Origin of the sequence: Streptomyces sp. NPDC052701, assembly GCF_040678355.1 — a bacterium.
In the GTDB taxonomy this organism is placed as follows: domain Bacteria; phylum Actinomycetota; class Actinomycetes; order Streptomycetales; family Streptomycetaceae; genus Streptomyces.
Window position 1 is genome coordinate 184,458 of record NZ_JBFATO010000005.1, and the last position, 19,040, is coordinate 203,497.

General features: G+C 71.9%; 18 protein-coding genes and 1 riboswitch. Of the genes, 11 read left to right on the plus strand and 7 right to left on the minus strand.

Going from position 1 to position 19,040, the window contains the following annotated elements:
- The first annotated feature begins 27 nt into the window (after window positions 1-27).
- The 10 genes from tsf to AB0L29_RS09240 all read left to right on the plus strand — a co-directional run bounded on the left by tsf (window position 28) and on the right by AB0L29_RS09240 (window position 10,507).
- The gene (tsf, locus tag AB0L29_RS09195; protein ID WP_365824950.1) at window positions 28-864 is read left to right on the plus strand and encodes a translation elongation factor Ts; all 837 of its coding nucleotides are present in this window, start codon (window positions 28-30) and stop codon (window positions 862-864) included.
- 190 nt (window positions 865-1,054) lie between these two features.
- Window positions 1,055-1,813, plus strand: a complete 759-nt coding sequence (gene pyrH, locus AB0L29_RS09200) for a UMP kinase (RefSeq protein ID WP_365824951.1) — start codon at window positions 1,055-1,057, stop codon at window positions 1,811-1,813.
- A 213-nt stretch (window positions 1,814-2,026) separates the two neighbouring features.
- Window positions 2,027-2,584, plus strand: a complete 558-nt coding sequence (gene frr, locus AB0L29_RS09205; RefSeq protein WP_044388432.1) for a ribosome recycling factor — start codon at window positions 2,027-2,029, stop codon at window positions 2,582-2,584.
- A complete protein-coding gene (locus AB0L29_RS09210) occupies window positions 2,584-3,732 on the plus strand; it encodes a phosphatidate cytidylyltransferase (RefSeq protein ID WP_365824953.1) in 1,149 nt (382 codons plus the stop codon). Before frr ends, AB0L29_RS09210 begins: the two co-directional genes overlap by 1 nt.
- 166 nt (window positions 3,733-3,898) lie before the next feature.
- Window positions 3,899-4,471 (plus strand): GNAT family N-acetyltransferase, encoded by a 573-nt coding sequence (locus tag AB0L29_RS09215; protein ID WP_365824955.1) that lies wholly within the window; start codon window positions 3,899-3,901, stop codon window positions 4,469-4,471.
- Between the two features lie 59 nt (window positions 4,472-4,530).
- On the plus strand, window positions 4,531-5,637 hold the full coding sequence (gene rlmN, locus AB0L29_RS09220; protein WP_365824956.1) for a 23S rRNA (adenine(2503)-C(2))-methyltransferase RlmN: 1,107 nt from the start codon (window positions 4,531-4,533) through the stop codon (window positions 5,635-5,637).
- A gap of 35 nt (window positions 5,638-5,672) precedes the next feature.
- A riboswitch (TPP riboswitch) is annotated at window positions 5,673-5,778 on the plus strand.
- A gap of 80 nt (window positions 5,779-5,858) precedes the next feature.
- Complete coding sequence (locus AB0L29_RS09225; RefSeq protein ID WP_365824958.1) at window positions 5,859-6,947, plus strand: thiamine ABC transporter substrate-binding protein; 1,089 nt, start codon at window positions 5,859-5,861, stop codon at window positions 6,945-6,947.
- Complete coding sequence (locus AB0L29_RS09230) at window positions 6,923-8,593, plus strand: iron ABC transporter permease (protein ID WP_365824960.1); 1,671 nt, start codon at window positions 6,923-6,925, stop codon at window positions 8,591-8,593. Before AB0L29_RS09225 ends, AB0L29_RS09230 begins: the two co-directional genes overlap by 25 nt.
- A complete protein-coding gene (locus tag AB0L29_RS09235; RefSeq protein WP_365824962.1) occupies window positions 8,593-9,627 on the plus strand; it encodes an ABC transporter ATP-binding protein in 1,035 nt (344 codons plus the stop codon). The genes AB0L29_RS09230 and AB0L29_RS09235 overlap by 1 nt, the downstream gene beginning before the upstream one ends.
- Before the next feature lie 82 nt (window positions 9,628-9,709).
- Window positions 9,710-10,507: a maleylpyruvate isomerase family mycothiol-dependent enzyme gene (locus AB0L29_RS09240; RefSeq protein ID WP_365824964.1), complete on the plus strand. Its 798-nt coding sequence runs from the start codon at window positions 9,710-9,712 to the stop codon at window positions 10,505-10,507.
- Between the two features lie 60 nt (window positions 10,508-10,567).
- Here the strand turns inward: AB0L29_RS09240 and AB0L29_RS09245 are convergent, their stop codons facing one another.
- The 7 genes from AB0L29_RS09245 to AB0L29_RS09275 all read right to left on the minus strand — a co-directional run bounded on the left by AB0L29_RS09245 (window position 10,568) and on the right by AB0L29_RS09275 (window position 17,384).
- Window positions 10,568-11,323: an LAETG motif-containing sortase-dependent surface protein gene (locus AB0L29_RS09245; protein ID WP_365824966.1), complete on the minus strand. Its 756-nt coding sequence runs from the start codon at window positions 11,321-11,323 to the stop codon at window positions 10,568-10,570.
- A gap of 146 nt (window positions 11,324-11,469) precedes the next feature.
- On the minus strand, window positions 11,470-12,591 hold the full coding sequence (locus AB0L29_RS09250) for a Rossmann fold nucleotide-binding protein (RefSeq protein WP_365824968.1): 1,122 nt from the start codon (window positions 12,589-12,591) through the stop codon (window positions 11,470-11,472).
- 25 nt (window positions 12,592-12,616) lie between these two features.
- Window positions 12,617-13,033, minus strand: a complete 417-nt coding sequence (locus AB0L29_RS09255; RefSeq protein WP_365824970.1) for a VOC family protein — start codon at window positions 13,031-13,033, stop codon at window positions 12,617-12,619.
- Window positions 13,034-13,129: 96 nt separating this feature from the next.
- Window positions 13,130-14,530 (minus strand): hypothetical protein, encoded by a 1,401-nt coding sequence (locus AB0L29_RS09260; protein WP_365824972.1) that lies wholly within the window; start codon window positions 14,528-14,530, stop codon window positions 13,130-13,132.
- Window positions 14,512-15,261 carry an ATP-binding cassette domain-containing protein gene (locus AB0L29_RS09265; RefSeq protein WP_365824974.1) on the minus strand — a complete coding sequence of 250 codons (750 nt, stop codon included), beginning with the start codon at window positions 15,259-15,261 and terminating at the stop codon, window positions 14,512-14,514. Before AB0L29_RS09265 ends, AB0L29_RS09260 begins: the two co-directional genes overlap by 19 nt.
- Window positions 15,262-15,489: 228 nt before the next feature.
- Window positions 15,490-16,863, minus strand: coding sequence for an aspartate aminotransferase family protein (locus AB0L29_RS09270; protein WP_365824976.1), 1,374 nt, complete (start codon window positions 16,861-16,863; stop codon window positions 15,490-15,492).
- Window positions 16,864-16,865: 2 nt separating this feature from the next.
- Window positions 16,866-17,384: an Lrp/AsnC family transcriptional regulator gene (locus AB0L29_RS09275; protein WP_365824978.1), complete on the minus strand. Its 519-nt coding sequence runs from the start codon at window positions 17,382-17,384 to the stop codon at window positions 16,866-16,868.
- Window positions 17,385-17,566: 182 nt separating this feature from the next.
- Between AB0L29_RS09275 and AB0L29_RS09280 the strand changes: the two genes are divergently transcribed.
- Window positions 17,567-19,006, plus strand: coding sequence for a gamma-aminobutyraldehyde dehydrogenase (locus tag AB0L29_RS09280; protein ID WP_365824980.1), 1,440 nt, complete (start codon window positions 17,567-17,569; stop codon window positions 19,004-19,006).
- Window positions 19,007-19,040 lie beyond the last annotated feature (34 nt).

The following is a 19,040-nucleotide window of genomic DNA, read 5'->3' on the forward strand; positions in this document are numbered from 1 at the left end:
CAGACTTCGAGAAAGATTCACAGACTCATGGCGAACTACACCGCCGCCGACGTCAAGAAGCTCCGCGAGCTCACCGGCGCCGGCATGATGGACTGCAAGAAGGCGCTGGACGAGGCCGAGGGCAACGTCGAGAAGGCCGTCGAGGCGCTGCGCATCAAGGGCCAGAAGGGCGTCGCCAAGCGCGAGGGCCGCTCCGCCGAGAACGGCGCCGTGGTCTCGATCATCGCCGACGACAACTCCTCCGGTGTCCTCGTCGAGCTGAAGTGCGAGACGGACTTCGTCGCCAAGGGCGACAAGTTCCAGGCCGTCGCCAAGGCCATCGCCGAGCACGTCGCCAAGACCTCCCCGGCCGACATCGAGGCCCTGCTCGCCTCCGAGATCGAGCCCGGCAAGACCGTCCAGGCGTTCGTGGACGAGGCCAACGCCAACCTCGGCGAGAAGATCGTCCTGGACCGCTTCGCGCAGTTCGCCGACGGCTTCGTGACGGCGTACATGCACCGCACGATGCCCGACCTGCCCCCGCAGATCGGTGTCCTCGTCGAGCTGGACAAGCCGAACGCCGAGGTCGCCAAGGGCGTCGCCCAGCACATCGCCGCCTTCGCGCCGAAGTACCTCTCCAAGGAGGACGTCCCGGCCGAGGTCGTCGAGGCCGAGCGCCGCATCGCCGAGGAGACCACCCGCGCCGAGGGCAAGCCCGAGGCCGCCCTGCCGAAGATCGTCGAGGGCCGCCTCAACGGCTTCTTCAAGGACGCCACGCTGCTGGGCCAGCCGTACGCGCTCGACAACAAGAAGTCCGTCCAGAAGGTGCTGGACGAGGCCGGTGTCACCCTGAAGCGCTTCACGCGCATCAAGGTCGGCATCTGAGTCCGGACCCCGACGGGCGCGCGACCCCGATAGGGTCGACGGCAGTCGTCCGGGTACCCGGTCACGCACACGCGCGTGCCCGACGACAGCAGATCTGACGAGGAGGCCATTGCCGCATGGGATGCGAACCACGCCCCACCGGCAATGGCCTTCTTCGTATGTGCAACACGTGAAAGAGGCGGGAACCCCCATGACCACCAAGGCCCAGAAGAGCGACGACGGCAAAGTACCCGGCCGGTTTCTGCTGAAGCTGTCCGGAGAGGCCTTCTCCGGCGGTGGGGGCCTGGGCGTCGACCCCGACGTGGTGCACGCCATCGCGCGCGAGATCGCGGCCGTGGTCCGCGACGGCGCGCAGATCGCCGTCGTCATCGGCGGCGGCAACTTCTTCCGCGGTGCCGAACTGCAGCTGCGCGGCATGGACCGGGCCCGCTCCGACTACATGGGCATGCTCGGCACCGTGATGAACTGCCTCGCCCTGCAGGACTTCCTGGAGAAGGAGGGCGTGGACTGCCGGGTGCAGACCGCCATCACCATGGGGCAGGTCGCCGAGCCGTACATCCCGCTGCGTGCCGTACGGCACCTGGAGAAGGGCCGCGTGGTCATCTTCGGTGCCGGCATGGGCATGCCGTACTTCTCCACCGACACCACCGCCGCCCAGCGCGCCCTGGAGATCGACGCCGAAGCGCTGCTGATGGGCAAGAACGGTGTCGACGGGGTCTACGACTCCGACCCCAAGACCAACCCCGACGCCGTGAAGTTCGACCACCTCGGCTACGGCGAGGTCATCACGCGCGACCTGAGGGTCGCCGACGCCACGGCCATCACGCTGTGCCGCGACAACAAGCTCCCGATCGTCGTCTTCGAGCTTCTGGCGGAGGGCAATATCGCGCGCGCCGTCAAGGGTGAGAAGATCGGCACGCTGGTGGGTGACCAGGGCAGCCGGGACTGACCGGATGAACCATCCCGTCCCCCGGACACCCCTCCACGGGACGCCCGTCCACCGGACGCCACCTGTCCGGGGGACGGACGGGACGGAGCCGGGCCGGGGGATGGACAATGTCCTGCCGGTCGGGAACCGTGCAGGAAGAAGACGCGACGCAGCCGGCCGCCGCCCCGACGAGGAACCGCAGCCGGGCCTACTCAAGACACGCAGGAGCAAGTGGTGATCGAAGAGACCCTCCTCGAGGCCGAGGAGAAGATGGAGAAGGCCGTCGTGGTCGCCAAGGAGGACTTCGCCGCGATCCGCACCGGCCGTGCGCACCCCGCGATGTTCAACAAGATCGTGGCCGACTACTACGGCGCGCCGACGCCGATCAACCAGCTGGCCTCGTTCTCCGTGCCCGAGCCGCGCATGGCCGTGGTGACCCCCTTCGACAAGAGCGCGCTGCGCAACATCGAGCAGGCGATCCGCGACTCCGACCTGGGCGTCAACCCGAGCAACGACGGCAACATCATCCGGGTGGTGTTCCCCGAGCTGACCGAGGAGCGCCGCCGCGAGTACATCAAGGTCGCCAAGGGCAAGGGCGAGGACGCCAAGGTCTCGATCCGCTCCGTGCGCCGCAAGGCCAAGGACGCCATCGACAAGCTGGTCAAGGACGGCGAGGTCGGCGAGGACGAGGGCCGCCGTGCGGAGAAGGAGCTCGACGACACCACCGCGAAGTACGTCGCCCAGGTGGACGAGCTCCTGAAGCACAAGGAAGCGGAGCTGCTCGAGGTCTGATGAACGACTCTTCCTGGGGCGCGCCGCCATACACCGGGTACTGGGGGCCCACCGGGCAGGGACCTGCCCAGGGGGCCGTCCCCCCGGCGGGTCCCGCCTACGATGCGCGTGACGCGCAGCAGACTCGCCCCATGCCCATCGTGCCCGACGTACCCGATCACGGCGGAGACCAGGATGACGACCGGGGGGCCGCTCGGCTGAGCGGCCCGCTGTTCCGGGACGAGGCGTTCCGCGACCACACGTCACAGGCACACCCTTACGGGGAGGTGCCGCACAAGCAGGATCCGGAGCCCATGCCCGACGCCCCGCAGCCGGCACCCCGGCCGCAGAAGAAGAGCGCGGGACGCGATCTGAGTGCCGCGATAGGGGTCGGGGTCGGGCTGGGCGTGGTGATCGTCGCGTCGCTCTTCGTCGTCAAGGCCGTCTTCGTCGGCGTGGTCGCGGTCGCCGTCGTGGTGGGCCTGTGGGAACTGACCAAGCGGCTGGAGGAGCGCAAGGGCATCCGGGCGCCCCTGGTGCCGCTCGCGCTCGGCGGCGCCGCGATGGTCGTCGCCGGGTACGTGCGGGGTGCCGAGGGCGCGTGGGTCGCCATGGCGCTCACCGCGCTGGCCGTGCTGGTCTGGCGGATGACGCAACCGCCCGAGGACTACCTCAAGGACGTCACGGCGGGTGTCTTCGCGGCGTTCTACGTGCCGTTCCTGGCCACGTTCGTCGCGATGATGCTGGCGGCCGGGGACGGGCCGTGGCGGGTGCTGACGTTCCTGGTGCTCACGGTGGTCAGCGACACCGGTGCGTACGCCGTCGGCTGGCGGTTCGGCAAGCGCAAGCTCGCCCCCCGTATCAGTCCCGGCAAGACCCGCGAGGGCCTGCTCGGCGCGGTGGCGTTCGCGATGGCGGCCGGCGCGCTGTGCATGCACTTCCTGATCGACGGCGGTGCCTGGTGGCAGGGCCTGCTGCTCGGTCTCGCGGTCGCCGCCAGCGCCACGCTGGGCGACCTCGGCGAGTCCATGATCAAGCGGGACCTGGGCATCAAGGACATGGGCTCGCTGCTTCCCGGCCACGGCGGGATCATGGACCGGCTGGACTCGCTGCTGCCCACCGCGCCCGTGGTGTGGCTGCTGTTCGTGCTCTTCGTCGGATCCGGGTGAGCCGGACGCTCCGCTGAGCCCCCGCCCCTTCGCCGGGCGGGGGCTCGCTGCCGTCTTCGGTGCGCTCGCGTTCCCGGCCCCGCTCCCCGCCGACCGCCAGGAGCCGGCCGCCCGGCGGTCCCGGGGAGCGGCGGACCGGCCGGGCACACCGTGACATCGTGGTGCCATGACCCTCGACGTCCGCCCGGCCACGGTCTTCGACGACGTCCGCACCGTGCTCGGCCCCAAATCGCCCGGAGCCAACGTCTGCTGGTGCCTGAGCTACCGGCTCCCCTCCAAGCTCAACAACGAACTGCGGGGACCGGCCCGCGGCGCGTACGTCGCCGGGCTGTGCCGCGCCGACCCGCCTCCGGGCGTGCTCGCCTACGAAGACGGCGAACCGGTGGGCTGGGCCGCGGTGGCACCGCGCTCGGACACCTCCTTCGCCCGCAACCGGAAGATCCCGCACGTCGACGACCTGCCGGTCTGGTCGCTGTGGTGCATCCGGGTACGCCCCGGCCACCGGAAGAAGGGGATCTCGCACGCCCTCATCGCCGGCGCGGTCGAGTTCGCGCGTGCCCACGGCGCACCGGCGGTCGAGGCGTACCCCCTCGACAACGGCGACGCCAGGGTCGACCTGACGATGGCCTACGCCGGGATCCGGAGGAACTTCGAGCGGGCCGGGTTCGTCCACGTCGCGGACACCACCTCGGTGCTGGCCGGCCATCCCCGGGTCCTGATGCGGCTCGACCTGCGCTGACGGGCCCCGGTCCCCGGGCCCCCGGGTCACGGCGTTCGATCTGCGACACTGGTTGAGCCATGCCTAAGCCCGGAGAACTCACTTTCGTCGCCCCGCGCGGAGCCAAGAAGCCGCCGCGGCACCTCGCCGACCTCACGCCCGCCGAACGCAAGGAGGCGGTCGCCGCGATCGGTGAGAAGCCGTTCCGCGCCAGACAGCTCTCGCAGCACTACTTCGCGCGGTACGCGCACGAACCGGAGCAGTGGACCGACATCCCCGCCGGTTCACGCGCCCGGCTCCAGGAGGCGCTGCTGCCGGAGCTCATGACGGTCGTGCGCCACCTGTCGACCGACCAGGGCACCACGCGCAAGACGCTGTGGCGGCTGTTCGACGGGACGCTCGTCGAGTCGGTGCTGATGCGCTACCCGGACCGGGTGACGATGTGCATCAGCTCGCAGGCGGGATGCGGGATGAACTGCCCGTTCTGCGCCACCGGGCAGGCGGGTCTGGACCGGAACCTGTCCACCGCCGAGATCGTGCACCAGATCGTGGACGGCATGCGGGCCCTCAGGGACGGCGAGGTGCCGGGCGGGCCGGCGCGGCTGTCCAACATCGTCTTCATGGGCATGGGCGAGCCGCTCGCCAACTACAACCGGGTGGTGGGCGCGATCCGGCGCCTGACCGACCCCGAGCCCGACGGGCTGGGCCTGTCCCAGCGCGGGATCACCGTGTCGACCGTCGGTCTCGTCCCGGCCGTCCACCGGTTCGCCGACGAGGGCTTCAAGTGCCGCCTCGCCATCTCGCTGCACGCCCCCGACGACGAGCTGCGCGACACCCTCGTCCCGGTGAACACGCGGTGGAAGGTGCGCGAGGTGCTCGACGCCGGGTTCGAGTACGCCGCCAAGTCCGGGCGGCGGCTGTCCATCGAGTACGCGCTGATCCGGGACATCAACGACCAGGCCTGGCGCGGTGACCGGCTCGGGCGGCTGCTCAAGGGCAGGCCGGTGCACGTCAACCTCATTCCGCTGAACCCGACGCCCGGGTCGAAGTGGACCGCGTCCCGGCCCGAGGACGAGAAGGCGTTCGTGGAGGCCATCGCCGCCCACGGTGTGCCGGTGACGATCCGGGACACCCGTGGTCAGGAGATCGACGGGGCCTGCGGTCAGCTCGCCGCGAGCGAGCGGTAACCTGACCACCGTAAAACCCGCGTAAGAACATCTGCATATTCCGACAGGGGAGCGCCACAGCGCTGAGAGTGCGGCACCGGCCGCAGACCCTCCGAACCTCGCCCAGGTCATTCTGGGTAGGGAGATCGGTCATCACTCGAGCTGTTGCGCCCTGCCCGGGACTCCTGCCAGGGGTCCCGGGCAGGGCCGCGTCTCTTCCTGGTCACTCCAGGAGGAATGAAGTGGGCATCACCAAGAAGCGGTTCACGGCCGTGGTCGTCGCGCTGGGCATGACCGGCGCCCTGGCCGCGTGCGGGTCGTCGGAGGGGGACCGGGAGTCGTCCGGCGACTCCCGGACCGTGACCCTCGTCAGCCACGACTCGTGGGCCGCCTCCAAGGACGTCGTCGCCGCGTTCGAGAAGCAGTCCGGCTACCGGGTCAGGGTCCTTGAGACCGGCGACGCCGGACAGACCGTGAACAAGGCGATCCTGACCAAGGACAACCCGCAGGGCGACGTCCTCTTCGGCGTCGACAACACCCTGCTGTCCCGTGCGCTCGACAACGGGCTGTTCCAGCCGTACGAGGCGAAGGGCTCCGAGAGGATCGAGCCCCGGTACCGGGTCGGCGGGGACGAGCACCGGGTCACACCCGTCGACACCGGCGACATCTGCGTCAACTACGACAAGAAGTACTTCGCCGACCGCGAGCTGGACCCGCCGCGGACCTTCGACGACCTGGTCGAGCCCGAGTACAGGAACCTCCTGGTCACCGAGAACGCCGCCGCCTCCTCACCCGGCCTCGGCTTCCTGCTCGGCACGGCCGCGGAGTACGGCGACGACGGCTGGCCGGACTACTGGAAGAAGCTCAAGGCCAACGGCCTGAAGGTCGTCGACAGCTGGGAGCAGGCCTACAACGAGGAGTTCTCCGGCTCCAGCGGAGGCAGGAAGGCCAAGGGCGACCGGCCGCTCGTCGTGTCGTACGCCTCCTCGCCGCCGGCCGAGGTCGTCTTCGCCGACCCCAGGCCGGGCGAGGCCCCGACCGGGGTGGCCGAGGGCACCTGCTTCCGCCAGGTCGAGTACGCCGGACTGCTCGCCAACGCCAGGAACGCCGAGGGCGGCAAGGCGCTCCTCGACTTCCTGATCAGCAGGCGGTTCCAGGAGGACATGCCGCTCAACATGTTCGTCTACCCGGTCACCGGGGACGCCCGGGTGCCGGCGGAGTTCACCGAGTACGGACCGCAGGCCGAGGACCCCGAGACGCTGGACCCGGACAAGATCGCCGACAAGCGTGACGAGTGGGTCAAGTCGTGGACGTCGCTCGTACTGAAGTAGCCGTCCGCAAGGACCGGCGCGGGAACGCGGCGCGGCTCGGGCTGATGGCCGTGCCCGTCGCGTTCTTCGCGGTCTTCTTCGCCTACCCCGTCGCCGCCATCGTCGCGCGCGGCCTGAGCACCGACGGGGCCTGGCACCCCGGCCGGATCGCGCAGGTGCTGGCGCAGTCCGACGTCCGGCAGGTGCTGTGGTTCACCACCTGGCAGGCGCTCGTGTCCACCGCGCTCACGCTGCTGGTCGCGCTCCCCGGCGCGTACGTCTTCGCGCGCTTCGACTTCCCGGGGAAGCAGGCCCTGCGGGCGGTCGTGACCGTGCCGTTCGTGCTGCCGACGGTCGTGGTCGGGACGGCGTTCCTGGCGCTCGTCGGGCGCGGCGGCCTCCTGGACGAACTGTGGGGGGTCCGGCTCGACACCACCGTGTGGGCGATCCTGCTCGCGCACGTCTTCTTCAACTACGCGGTCGTCGTACGGACGGTCGGCGGGCTGTGGGCGCAGCTCGACCCGCGGCAGGAGGAGGCCGCGCGGGTGCTCGGCGCGTCGCGGTTCACGGCGTGGCGCACGGTCACCCTGCCCGCGCTCACGCCCGCCGTGGCCGCCGCCGCGCTCATGGTCTTCCTGTTCACCTTCACCTCCTTCGGCGTGGTGCAGATCCTGGGCGGTCCCGTCTTCTCGACCCTGGAGGTCGAGATCTACCGGCAGACCACCGACGTCTTCGACCTGTCCACGGCGGCCGTGCTGACGATGATCCAGTTCGTGGCGGTGAGCGCGATCCTCGCCCTGCACGCCTGGACCGTACGGCGCCGGGAGACCGCGCTGCGGCTGGTGGACGCGTCCGTGACCGCGCGCCGGCCGCGCGGGGCCGGGCAGTGGGCGCTGCTGGCCGGGGTGCTCCTCACCGTCGCCGTGCTGCTCCTGCTGCCGCTGGCGGTCCTGGTCCAGCGATCGCTGGACGCGCCCGGCTTCGGGTACTACCGGGCGCTGACCCGGGAGGAGGGCGGGATGTTCCTCGTCCCGCCGATCGACGCGATCGGCACCTCGCTCCGGTACGCCGTCGCCGCCACCGCCCTCGCCGTGCTGATCGGCGGGCTCGCCGCGGCCGCGCTCACCCGGCGGGACGCGGGGCGCATCGTGCGCGGCTTCGACGCGCTGCTGATGCTGCCGCTCGGGGTGTCCGCGGTGACCGTCGGCTTCGGCTTCCTGATCGCGCTGGACGAACCCCCGCTGGACCTGCGCGGTTCCTGGATCCTGGTGCCGCTCGCGCAGGCGCTGGTCGGTGTCCCCTTCGTGGTGCGGACCCTGCTGCCGGTGCTGAGGGCGGTGGACGTACGGCTGCGGGAGGCGGCGGCCGTGCTCGGGGCGTCGCCCTGGCGGGTGTGGCGCGAGGTGGACCTGCCCCTGGTGCGGCGGGCGCTGCTGGTCGCGGCCGGGTTCGCCTTCGCGGTGTCGCTCGGGGAGTTCGGGGCGACGGTGTTCATCGCCCGGTCCGAGGACCCGACGCTGCCGGTCGCCGTGGCGCGGCTGCTCGGGCGGCCCGGTGAGCTCAACTACGGGCAGGCGATGGCCCTGTCGACGATTCTGATGATCGTGTGCGCGGTGGCGCTGCTGGTGCTGGAGCGGCTGCGGACCGACCGGACCGGGGAGTTCTGATGCTGCTGAGCCTGCAGGCCGCGACCGTCCGCTTCGGGGGGCGGGCCGTTCTCGACGCCGTCGACCTCCAGGTCGCCGAACACGAGGTCGTGTGCGTGCTCGGGCCCAGCGGCAGCGGCAAGTCGACGCTGCTGCGGGCGGTCGCCGGGCTGCAGCCCCTGGACTCCGGGCGGGTGCTGCTCGGCGGACGCGACCAGGCGGGGGTGCCCGCGCACCGGCGCGGGGTCGGCCTGATGTTCCAGGACCACCAGCTCTTCCCGCAGCGGGACGTGGGCGGCAACGTCGCCTTCGGGCTGCGCATGCACGGGGCGTCCCGGGCCGAACAGGACGTCCGGGTGAGGGAGCTGCTGGAGCTCGTCGGACTGCCGGGGGCGGCCGGCAGGGCCGTGGCGTCGCTGTCCGGCGGGGAGCAGCAGCGGGTGGCGCTGGCCCGGGCGCTGGCCCCAGGCCCCCGGCTGCTGATGCTCGACGAGCCGCTCGGCCAGCTCGACCGGTCGCTCAGGGAGCGGCTGGTGGTCGAGCTGCGGGAGCTGTTCGGCCGGCTGGGCACCACCGTGCTCGCCGTGACCCACGACCAGGGCGAGGCCTTCGCGCTCGCCGACCGGGTGGTGGTGATGCGGGACGGGCGGATCGCGCAGTCCGGCACGCCGCTCGACGTCTGGCAGCGGCCGGCCGACGCGTTCGTGGCCCGGTTCCTCGGCTTCGGCAACGTCGTCGAGGCCGTGGTCGGGGACGGAGCCGCGGTGACGCCGTGGGGCAAGGTCCCCGTGCCGCAGGACGCCCCGCAGGGCACGCGGACGCTGCTCGTACGGCCCGCCGGGGTCCGCCTGGTGCCCGCCGACGCGGGCCTGCGCTGCAGGGTGACGGCACGCACCTTCCGGGGCACCCACGTCGCCGTCCACCTCCAGCCCGAGGACGCCCCGCGCCTGGAGGCGGCGTGCGCGCTGCGGTCGGCGCCGGAGGTCGGGGACGAGGTCGGGGTGGAGTTCGACGCGGCCGACGTCGTGGTGCTCGGCGGATCCGCGCGGCCCTGAGCGTCCTGTGCGTCCTGTGCGGCCGGCCCGGGCCGTGGAAAAGGGCGGGCGCGGCCGGAACGCCCGCTCGTAGGGTGACCGCATGACGCTGCTCGAACATGACCGCTACTGCGACGAGATCGCCCACCAGGTGGGGCAGTTGAGGGCCGTGGTGACCTCCGGCGCCGACCTGTCCGCCACGGTGCCGACCTGCCCCGACTGGTCCCTGGAGGACCTCGTGCGGCACACCGGCGGCGCCCTGCGCTGGGTGGAGCTGCTGGTGCGCACGCGGGCCGGGGAGGAGATTCCCGTGGAGCGGGTGCCGGGACGCGCGGGTCCAAAGGCCCGGGGCGACGCCGCCGCGCTGGACGCGTGGCTGGCGGAGTCCGGCGTGGCGGTCGTCGCCGCGCTCAAGGAGGCCGGGCCCGACGCGAAGGTGTGGAGCTGGGCCGGGATCCCCACCGCCGGGTTCTGGGCCCGCCGGATGACGCACGAGATCACCGTGCACCGCGCGGACGCCGCGCTCGCCGCCGGGCTGCCCTACGGGGTCGCGCCCGAGGTCGCCGCCGACGCGCTCGACGAGTGGCTGCAGATCGTGGAGTTCGTCCAGCGCACGGTGCCCGGCCACGCGGCGCGGGAGCTGCGCGGTGCCGGCCGCAGCATCCACCTGCACGCCACCGACACCGCGGCCGGCCTGAACGCCGAGTGGCTGATCGAGCTCACCGAGGACGGTGTCGCCTGGCGCCGCGGGCACGAGAGGGCGACGGTCGCGCTGCGCGGCCCGCTCACCTCCGTCCTGCTCGCCTTCTACCGCCGGCTGCCGCTGGACGCGCCGGAGCTGCAGGTGCTCGGCGAGCGGGAGTTGCTGGAGTTCTGGCTGGAGCGGGCGACGTTCGGGTGAACGGCGCGGTGGCCCGCCTCCGTGGACGGAGGCGGGCCACCGGGGTGGTGTCCGAGGGGGTCAGCGGTCGCTGCTCGCCCCGCGGCGGCGCATGCCGAAGAAGACAGCACCTCCGCCGACCAGGACCAGGACGGCCGCGATGCCGGCGATGACGCCGGTGTTGGAGTCGGCGCCGGTCTCGGCGAGGTGGGAGTCGCCGACCGCGGGCGAGGGGGCGTTGCTGGAGGTGCCCGCGGGAGCGGTGCTCTCGCTCCGCGAGGGCTCCGAGGGCTCCGAGGGCTCCGAGGGCTCAGAGGGCTCCGACGACGGGGCCGGGACGCCGGGGGTTTCCCCGGCGGGGGCCGAGGCGGAGTCCGACGGGGCCGGCGTGGCCGGGGGCTCCTCCTGCTTCTTCCCGCAGGCCGTGGCCGGGGTGACCAGGTTCGGCTTGATGTCCTCGTTGACGTAGCCCGCGGCCTTGACGTGGATGCGGTACTCGGCGTTCGGCTTCCAGTCCTCCTCGAAGGTGATGGTGGTGCCTTCGCGCGAGCCCTTGACCACCTGCTCGCCGACCTTCTTCACGTCGGCGCCGTTGTTCTCGAGGAACACCGAGACGGTGGCCGGGATGCCGGACGGGTCCACGTCGGTGACGGTGATGACGCCCTTGCCGCCGTCGCACTTCGCCTCGGCCGAGAACTCGCTGATGTCGCAGGCCAGTGCGGTGCCGGCGGCACCGAACGCGAGCGCGGCCGAGGCGGAGACGACGCCGAGGACGCGCACGGCACGGGCGACGGTACGGTGCGATGCCGTACGGCGGGATATGGACAGAACTGCCACGTTTGTCCTTTACAGAATGCGCAAATGCGGGGGGTGGAGGGAGCGCCGGCATGGCATTGGCGCTCCCGAGAGCTCACAGGTCTATAAGCGCAGCATAAGCAGTGTCAACGCGAGGGCGGACAGCGGGCGTTGGCTTTACCGGTTTATTAACCGCCCAGATGTTTCAACGCCTCCGGGACCTCCTCGATCCGGTCCACCAGCGCGATGCGCGCCTGCATCGACCGCCCCCGCGCGAGCGACTGCAGCAGCGGCCAGGCCGGCAGCCTCCGCGTCCAGTGCGCGCGGTCCACGAGCACCATGGGCGTGGGCTCGCCCCGGGACTCGTAGTAGTTCGGCGTCGCGTTGTCGAAGACCTCCTGGACGGTGCCGGCCGCGCCCGGCAGGAAGACCACGCCCGCGTTGCAGCGGGCCAGCAGGCCGTCCTCGCGGGTGGCGTTGGCGAAGTACTTGGCGATGTGCGAGGCGAAGGGGTTCGGCGGCTCGTGGCCGTAGAACCAGGTCGGGATGCCCACGGAGGGGCCGCCCTTCGGCCAGCGGGCGCGCACCTCGAACGCGGCGCCCGCCCAGTCGGTGACCGACGGGACGAACGAGGGGGCCTTGGCGAGGAGCGGCAGGGCCTCCGCCAGCATCCCGTCGGCGAACGGCGCCGCGTACGCACCGAGGTTCGCCGCCTCCATCGCGCCCGGGCCGCCGCCGGTGGCGACCGTGAGACCGGCGCGGGCCAGTTCCCGGCCGAGCCGCGCCGCACCGGCGTACTCCGGCGTGCCGCGCTCCATCGCGTGGCCGCCCATCACGCCCACCACCCGCGCGCCCGCGAGGAGTTCGTCGAGCGCGTCCGACATGGAGTCGTCGTGGACCGCGCGCAGCATCGAGGCGTAGACGTCCCCGTCCGCCCTGGTCCGCCGGAACCAGGCGTAGGCACGGGCGTCGGGCGTGGCCTCGTAGCCGTCCGCCAGCGAGGCGAAGAGCTCGTCGGGGGAGTAGAGCAGGCCCCGGTACGGGTCGAACGGCAGGTCCGGGACCGGGGGGAAGACCAGGGCGCCGTCCGCGCGGATCTTCGCGGCGGCCTCCTCGCGCATCCGGCAGCCGAGGAAGACGGCACCCGCCGTGTCCGTGCCGAGCAGCTCGCGCGTACGGTCCGTCAGGTCGACGGCCTGCACACGGAATCCGGCGAGGGTGCCGCGCGCCGCGACGGTCGCGTCGAACTCCTCGAGCGTCTCGATCTCACGGTCGTCGCGGTGGGCCGCATGGGCGGGCATCGTCTGCACCCGCCCATGCTAGGCACAGCGGCCCTCAGCCCTCGACGGCCGCCGGGTCCATCCACACGACCTCCCAGGTGTGGCCGTCGAGGTCGTCGAAGGCGCGGCCGTACATGAAGTCCATCTCCTGGACCCTGTCCGAGGCGGTGCCGCCGGCGGCGACCGCCTTCTCGACCAGCTCGTCCACCTTCTCGCGGCTCTTGGCGCTCAGACACAGCAGCACCTCGCTGGTCCTCGTGGCGTCCGCGATCTCCTTGTTCGTGAAGGTCGAGTAGAACGGCTTGGTCAGCAGCATGGCGACGATGGTGTCGCTGATCACGACGGAGGCGGCGTTGTCGTCGCTGAACTGCGGGTTGATCGTGTAGCCGAGCTCCGTGAAGAACTTCTTCGACGCGTCGAGGTCGTTCACGGGCAGGTTCACGAAGATCATCTGCTGGTACGTCGAGGTCATCGGCGTCTCTCCCATCGTGTGCGTGGTGTTCGATGGGGTAGACCGGGCGCCGCGGCCGGACTCATCGGCCGCCGCGGACTTTTTTCCCACGGCTCCTCAGCGGGTCAGCGGCAGGGCCGCCAGCTCGGCGACGGCCAGGGTGAGCGGGCCGAACAGGGCGAGCAGCGCGCCCGCGCGCACGGCGGCGACCCCGCGCAGCATCCCGGCGGGCGCCCCGAGGCGCAGCAGGGCGGCCGTGGTGTCGGCACGGGTCTGCCTGGCCTCCACGGCGGCGGTGAGCAGCGTGGCCAGGGTGCAGCCGGCGACGAGGAGCACGCCGAGGACGGTGAGCGGACCGAGGGACAGGCGGCCCGCGTCGTTCAGCGAGGCCATGGCGTACACGGCCGAGGCCACGGCGCAGACGATGCCCAGGGGACGGCCGATGCGGCCGGCCTCCGCCATGAGGACGCGGCCGGCGAGGAGCCGGAGGGCGCCGGGGCGTACGGACTGCAGGAGGAGCCCGCACAGGTGGGTGAGGCCGGGACCGGCCAGGGCCAGGCCGAGGACGGCGAGGGTCCAGCCGACGAGGACGCCGGGCCGGCCGGCGGGCGGGGTGACGCCGGCCCGGCTCGCGTAGGTCTCCACGGCGAGGCCCACGGCCAGTACGGCGACGCCCCAGGGCAGATTGGCGGGGGCGTCGGTGCAGACGCCGTGGCCGGCCGGCGGACCCGGCGCCGCCGACGGGGCGCCGCCCGCGTGACCGAGTGCCGGCGGGGCGCCGCCCTTCTGCGGGGCGGGGGCCGTCCCCGCGTCAGGACCGGCCGCCGCTCCGTGGTCCGGTGCGGGCGCGGCGCCGTGAGGTGCCCGCGTCCCGGCAGCCGTGCGCGCCTCGCCCCGCAGCTGCGCGCCGAAGCGGCCGTACGCCCCGAACGTCTGCCGCGCCACCGCGAAGCGGTACGCCCCGAAGCGGCCGAACCCGCGGACCGGGCCGTGGGCCGGCGAGGGGCCCGTCCCCTTCGGGCGCAGGGCCACCGCCACCGCCCCCGACGCGGTCGCCGGCACCACCGCCAGCAGGGTCAGGGCCGCCGGCAGCGGCAGGGGCTGGTCCGCGGCGAGGAAGTCGGCGGCGCCGCCGAAGGGCGTGCCCGCCAGGCCGCCGCGCAGGTGGACGAAGAACAGCAGGGCCAGCGCCGAGCCCAGGGAGCAGTACAGGGCCGTCGTCGCCGCGGAGAGGGCCATCAGGCGGGCCGGGCCCAGGCCGATGGCGGACAGGCCGGGGCGCGGCCGGGTGCCCGGGTCCGTGCGGGCCACCGCCACCGCGAAGTGGATCGTGGCGGCCAGCGGCACGGTGCACCAGGCCAGCCGCAGGAGGGAGGTGCCGGGGGAGGCGGGGTGGCCCATCGTGTAGCCGAGGGTGCCGAGCAGGAGGAACCCCGTGCCCGCCGAGGCCGCCGCGACCAGGAGGCGGCGCAGCCGGACGGCGGGGTGGGCGCTGCGGGTCAGACGGAGAGCGACCACGCGGTCCGGCCCTCCGTCCCTGCGGTGTCGGGGACCGGCGGCAGGTGCACGGTCTTCACGCACCGTCCGTCCAGCAGCGCCACCGTGCGGTCGGCGAGCGCGGCGGTCCCCGGGTCGTGGGTGGCCAGGACGACCGTGATGCCGTGCGAGCGGGCCGCCGTCGTCAGCGTGCGCAGGACGTGCGCGCGGTCCGCGCGGTGCAGGGGGGCCGTCGGCTCGTCGGCGAACAGGACCGAGGGGGCGGGGGCCAGGGCGCGGGCGATGCAGACCCGCTGCCGCTGCGCCTGGGTCAGCTCGTGCGGGCGCCTGCGGGCCCGGTCGCCGACGTCGAGGCGTTCCAGCCACTCCAGGGCGGCCTTCTTGGCGCGGCGCCGGCCGGTGCCGCGCAGCATCAGGGGGAGGGCGGCGTTCTCCCAGACGTCGAGCTCCGGGACGAGCGCGGGGACCGGGTCGATCCAGCCGAAGCGGTCGCGGCGCAGCCGTTCCCGGGCCAGGGGGCCCATGGTGTGGACGGGGGCGCTGTTGAACCAGACCTCGCCGCGCCGGACGGGCAGCAGGCCGGCCAGGCAGTGCAGCAGCGTCGTCTTGCCGCTGCCGCGCGGGCCGCCGACGGCGAGGATCTCGCCCTCCCGGACGCCGAGCGACACGCCGCTGAGCGCGGGCGTGCCGTCGTCGTGCTGGAAGTGCAGGGCACGTGCCCGGAGCACGTCGTTGTCCGGCGGGGCCACCATGCGTACACCTCGGTTCGGATCGAGAATTGCCGTGCGGAATGCCGTTTGGACTCCGCGCAGTCCCCCGTGCGGGGGAACGAAGGCAGGACCGATCGGTCACTGGCACGCTAGGCAGGCAGGGGCGGGAGGCCGGACAGCACGCGGCCCCGGGCGCCCGTTTCTCACTCGAACGGGCGGCACCGGGGCCGTGGATGATCATTCCTACGGAAGATCACAGCCGTGTGCGGCTCACAGCTTCGTCCACGCCTCCGACAGCGTGGCGCGCAGGATCTGCTCGATCTCGTCGAACGTCCCCTGGTCGGAGATCAGCGGCGGGGCGAGCTGGACGACCGGGTCGCCGCGGTCGTCGGCGCGGCAGTACAGGCCGTTCTCGAACAGCTTCTTGGACAGGAAGCCGTACAGGACGCGCTCGGTCTCGTCCGCGTCGAAGGACTCCTTGGTGTCCTTGTCCTTGACCAGCTCGATGCCGTAGAAGAAGCCGTTGCCGCGGACGTCGCCGACGATCGGCAGGTCGTGCAACTTCTCCAGGGTGGCGCGGAAGGCGCCCTCGTTGTCGAGGACGTGCCGGTTGAGGCCCTCGCGCTCGAACAGGTCGAGGTTGGCCAGGCCCACCGCGGCGGAGACCGGGTGGCCGCCGAAGGTGTAGCCGTGCAGGAAGGTGTTGTCGCCCTGGTAGAAGGGCTCGGCGATGCGGTCGGAGACGACGCACGCGCCGATGGGGGAGTAGCCCGAGGTCATGCCCTTGGCACAGGTGATCATGTCCGGGACGTAGCCGAACTTGTCGCAGCCGAACATGGTGCCCAGGCGGCCGAAGGCGCAGATGACCTCGTCGGAGACGAGCAGCACGTCGTGCCGGTCGCAGATCTCGCGCACGCGCTGGAAGTAGCCGGGCGGGGGCGGGAAGCAGCCGCCCGCGTTCTGCACCGGCTCCAGGAAGACCGCGGCGACCGTGTCCGGGCCCTCGAAGAGGATCTGCTGCTCGATCTGGTCGGCGGCCCAGCGGCCGAAGGCCTCCGGGTCGTCGCCGTGGACCGGGGCGCGGTAGATGTTGGTGTTGGGGACCTTGTGCGCGCCCGGCACGAGCGGCTCGAAGGGGGCCTTCAGGGCGGGCAGGCCGGTGATGGACAGGGCGCCCTGCGGGGTGCCGTGGTAGGCGACCGCGCGGGATATGACCTTGTGCTTGGTGGGCTTGCCGACCAGCTTGAAGTACTGCTTGGCGAGCTTCCAGGCGGTCTCGACGGCCTCGCCGCCGCCGGTGGTGAAGAAGACCTTGTTCAGGTCGCCCGGCGCGTGGTGGGCCAGGCGCTCGGCCAGCTCGACGGCCTTGGGGTGGGCGTAGGACCAGACCGGGAAGAACGCCAGCTCCTGCGCCTGCTTGAAGGCGGTCTCGGCGAGCTCGGTCCGGCCGTGCCCGGCCTGCACCACGAACAGACCGGCCAGACCGTCGAGGTAGCGCTTGCCCCTGTCGTCGTAGATGTGGGTGCCCTCGCCCCGGACGATGGTGGGGACGGGGGAGCTCTCGTACGAGGACATGCGGGTGAAGTGCATCCACAGGTGGTCGTACGCGGTCCGGCTGAGGTCCTTCGGGCTGTCGGTGCTCACGGTTATCGGGTTCCCCACATGTAGGTCTGCTTCTTGAGCTTGAGGTAGACGAAGCTCTCGGTGGAGCGCACTCCGGGGACGGCCCGGATGCGTTTGCTGATGACGTCCAGGAGGTGGTCGTCGTCCTCGCAGACGATCTCCACCATCAGGTCGAAGGAGCCTGCGGTCATCACCACGTACTCGCACTCGGACATGGCGGCCAGCGCGTCGGCGACGGACTCCACGTCGCCCTCGACGTTGACGCCGACCATCGCCTGCCGGCGGAAGCCCACCGTGAGCGGGTCCGTGACGGCGACGATCTGCATGACGCCCTGGTCGAGCAGCTTCTGGACGCGCTGGCGCACGGCGGCCTCGGACAGGCCGACGGCCTTGCCGATGGCGGCGTACGGCCGGCGGCCGTCCTCCTGGAGCTGCTCGATGATGGCGAGGGAGACGGCGTCCAGCTGGGGGGAGCTGCCGTTCCTGGACTCGCGGGAGCCCTTCTGGTCTGCGCTTCGACTGGCCACGAGGTCACTGTGCACGAGGTCTCGACAGTTTCGCAAGCCTTGATCAATGAAATCCGTTGTTTACGGCATCACAGCTTGCGGATTTCGCAGAAGCGGCCGGTCCGGGGGTGTTGAAAACGTCGGGGCACCGATTAGGGTGGGTGTCTCAGAGGTTGGACACCTTGGACACCCCACCAGGAACACCAGGAGGGCCTGCAGTGAGCACCGAGCTGCGTCGTCTGCGCAACTACATCGGCGGTGAGTTCCGTGACGCCGCCGACGGACGGACCACCGAGGTGGTCAACCCCGCGACCGGCGAGGCGTACGCGACCGCTCCGCTGTCCGGGCAGGCGGACGTGGACGCCGCCATGGCGGCCGCCGCCGAGGCCTTCCCCGGCTGGCGCGACACCACCCCCGCCGAGCGGCAGAAGGCCCTGCTGAAGATCGCCGACGCGTTCGAGGAGCGCGCCGAGGAGCTCATCGCGGCCGAGGTGGAGAACACGGGCAAGCCCGTCGGGCTGACCCGCTCCGAGGAGATCCCGCCGATGATCGACCAGATCCGCTTCTTCGCGGGCGCGGCGCGGATGCTGGAGGGCCGTTCGGCCGGTGAGTACATGGAGGGGATGACCTCCATCGTCCGCCGCGAGCCGGTCGGCGTCTGCGCCCAGGTCGCGCCGTGGAACTACCCGATGATGATGGCCGTGTGGAAGTTCGCCCCGGCGATCGCCGCGGGCAACACGGTCGTGCTGAAGCCGTCGGACACCACCCCGGCCTCCACCGTCCTGATCGCCGAGATCCTCGGCTCGATCCTGCCCAAGGGCGTCTTCAACGTCATCTGCGGCGACCGCGAGACCGGTCGCATGATGGTCGAGCACCCCGTCCCGGCGATGGCCTCCATCACCGGCTCCGTGCGCGCCGGCATCCAGGTCGCCGAGGCCGCCTCCAAGGACGTCAAGCGCGTCCACCTGGAGCTGGGCGGCAAGGCGCCGGTCGTCGTCTTCGAGGACACCGACATCGCCAAGGCCGTCGAGGACATCTCGGTCGCCGGCTTCTTCAACGCCGGCCAGGACTGCACGGCCGCCTGCCGCGTCCTCGTCCACGAGGCCATCCACGACGAGTTCGTCTCCGCCCTGGCCAAGGCCGCGGCCGACACCAAGACCGGCATGCCCGACGACGAGGACGTGCTCTTCGGCCCGCTGAACAACCCCAACCAGCTCAAGCAGGTCGAGGGCTTCATCGAGCGGCTGCCCGCGCACGCGCGCGTGGAGGCCGGCGGCAAGCGCGTCGGCGACCGGGGCTACTTCTACGCGCCGACCGTCGTCTCCGGTGTCAGGCAGGACGACGAGATCATCCAGCAGGAGGTCTTCGGCCCGGTCATCACCGTGCAGTCCTTCTCGGACGAGGACCAGGCGGTGGAGTGGGCCAACGGCGTCGAGTACGCCCTCGCCTCCTCGGTGTGGACCAAGGACCACTCCCGCGCCATGCGGATGTCCAAGAAGCTCGACTTCGGCTGCGTGTGGATCAACACCCACATCCCGCTGGTCGCCGAGATGCCCCACGGCGGCTTCAAGAAGTCCGGCTACGGCAAGGACCTGTCCGGCTACGGCTTCGAGGACTACACGCGGATCAAGCACGTCATGACGTCGCTGGACGGGTGAGCGCGCCGCACGCGGAGCCGGACGCCCCGGGCGC